1 protein-coding gene and 1 pseudogene are annotated in these 2,797 nt (G+C 48.3%); both read right to left on the bottom strand.

The features are described 5' to 3' along the window. Positions 1 to 230: 230 nt before the first annotated feature. The gene (locus Q0668_RS04230; RefSeq protein WP_298860266.1) at positions 231 to 2,387 is read right to left on the bottom strand and encodes a terpene cyclase/mutase family protein; all 2,157 of its coding nucleotides are present in this window, start codon (positions 2,385 to 2,387) and stop codon (positions 231 to 233) included. A 182-nt stretch (positions 2,388 to 2,569) separates the two neighbouring features. Then, positions 2,570 to 2,797, bottom strand: a pseudogene (locus tag Q0668_RS04235) (biotin synthase BioB); the annotation flags it as partial.

Consider the following 2,797-nt stretch of genomic DNA (forward strand, 5'->3'; position numbering starts at 1 on the left):
CTCTCTGAAATCTTAATTAATCTGAAAAATTGATTCTTAGAGGCTGCCTTTAATAAAAAAGTTAAAAAAATTTTGGCAGATACCAGTTAATTCAAGATGATGGAATTATGCCCTTGTTTTACTGGTTTATTTTATGAAAAAATAATGAATCTTCAATTTATTGCACGAACATGGCGTTCTGTGCATAAGGAAAAATACCATAGTCGTACTATGGTTGACTGGGCGTGAAATCAGCGACGCAAACGCTCAAATCGGGCCAATGCCATCAGGGGGAAATAGGTCCGATAGAGGTGATATTTGAGATAGAATACCTTGGGGAATCCGGTCCCGGTAAACGGTTCTTCGTCCCAGTTTCCATCTGTATTTTGAGATTCCAGTAGAAAGTGAACCCCACGTCGGACCGCAGCAGAATCGATTTCCCCAGCTGACATCAGCCCCATTAATGCCCACGCTGTTTGTGAAGGAGTCACGATTCCCTGACCGCGTAAATCAGGATCTGCATAACTGTCTGCTGATTCTCCCCAGCCTCCTGATGGTTGTTGTTTAGATTTGAGCCAGCCTACGGCTCGGACAATTCGGGGGTCATCTGTGGGAATGCCTATCTGAGTCAGCCCGGTGATGGCCTGCCAGGTTCCATACAGATAATTCACTCCCCAGCGCCCATACCAGCAGTGATCGTTTTCCTGTTCACTCCAGACATACTCAACGGCCCTTTGAGCGGCAGAATGACTGAGAGGCAACTGGACATCGGCAAAAGTTTCAAGAACACGGGACGTCAAATCAGCCGTACTGGGATCAACCATTGCGTTATGATCGGCAAACGGGACCTGAGTAAATAGGTCTCGATTATTATCACGGTCGAAAGCACCCCAGCCCCCATCTTTATTTTGCATACCCAGTAGCCATTGGATTCCACGTTGAATTGCTCCGATCATCGGGCGTAAAAGCTCGAGGTCGGCATAAGCCTGCTCCCGTGACTCACTTCTACCAGCAACAATCGCTTCTGTGTCTAAGTCTTCTTCGTAGGGGTTCCATTCCGGAGTGACCAGAAAGTCTGTGATCCACTGATCATGTTTTAATGATTTGGGCATGCAACGGCGGAGAGCGATTATGACCATCGCGGTATCGTCGACATCGGGATAAAATTCATTGTTGAATTCAAAGTACCAGCCACCAGGTGTTTCTGATTTACTGGAATTCACCCAGTCACCCGCTTGTGTGGCTTCCTGGGAAAGCAGCCATTTCACACATTTTCGAATGGCAGGATGCCGATTGGAAACGCCCGCTTCGCGTAAGGCAATCGTACTCAGGGCAGTATCCCAGACAGGAGATTGGCAGGGTTGAAGACGAATGCGGTCGCCTTCCCGAATCTGTAATTTTTTTAATTCGCGTAAGGCGCGCTGAATATCAGGGCTACTTTCCTCTTCTCCCAGGCATTTCAAGGCAATCACAGTCCAGATGATGGGGGGAAAGATGGCGCCCAGTCCATCGCTATGTTCAAAACGGGCTTTCATCCATTCAGAAGCTTTGTTGACGGCTCTTTTACGGAGCGGCTTGAGTCCCAGATTTTCTGCAACCTTGATGCCCTGATCTACAATTTGAAAGAAGCGGTGCCAGTTAAGCCAGGTTTTATGCTTGAGCGAATCCAGGGCATCTGATTTTGGTATGGTTTTTGGGTACGCGGCTGGATCGCCATTAAATAATTCATTGATCCCCTGCTCGGGTGTGAGAGTGATCGAAGGACGATAAGCCCAGAGAATGCTAAGGGGAACCAGAATTGTGCGGGACCAGGCTGACATTTCAAAAATATTAAAAGGCATCCAACGTGGAATCAGCATCAATTCCGGTGGCACTGCCGGGCACGCGGCATAGGGAATGACTCCCAGTAATGCGAGGTAATAGCGCGTGAAGCTGTTGACCGCTTCGACACCACCGGCGGCAAGAATCGCCAGTCGCGCACGTTGCATATATTCGGCGTCTATATCATGACCGGTTAATTTGAGCGCGAAATAGGCTTTAACGGAAGCACTGATTTCAATCGGCCCTTCCGGATACATATTCCAGCCACCGTCTGGCATTTGGATATCCATCAGATAATTGGCTGCCTGAATCGCATCTTCCGATGTTTGATTTCCCAGTAAGGTCAATAGCAGGATGTATTCCGATTCCAGAATCGAATCCCCTTCTAATTCTCCGACCCAGTATCCGTCGTTGTGTTGCAGAGAAAGGAGATAGTCGCGAGATCTGGCAATGCCTTTCAGCAGATGCTCAGGGTGATCGAAGGGAGCTGTTTCTGTGCTGGGAAAGATTTTGAACGTCGGGGCTGTTTCTTTTCCCGTCACAGGATGATCGGAGAAGTCGCTGGCTCTCAGTCTGCCTGAATTCATTTCAGGTGCTCCCTGACTCGGTATGATTCGGATTCCATTCCCTGAGTGCGAGCTTGCCTGTCACGCGCGCACCGCATCTCGAAGTCGAGATCATAATGAGGTACTGGTTTTCTTACAACCTCAATCCACATAAGGAGTTTGAAGAAGTTTTCAAGTTCAGTACTACCTTCGGTTTTAGTTGGTTAACAGGATTCGCTTTGTGTCGTCATTGAAGGTGTTTCGCTGCTGGCATCCATCTCGTGGCCAGAAATAATGACATCGAAGCCAAGGTCGGCAATCATTTCGTAATCGGCATCAGCCGATTGCCCCTTGGTTGTCAGATAGTCACTGACAAACATCGAGTTAGCGGCATACAGACCCATCGCCTGCATGGATCGCAAATTGACTTCACGACCGCCGGCAATGCGAAT

The sequence above is a fragment of the uncultured Gimesia sp. genome (genome assembly GCF_937910335.1).
GTDB lineage: Bacteria > Planctomycetota > Planctomycetia > Planctomycetales > Planctomycetaceae > Gimesia.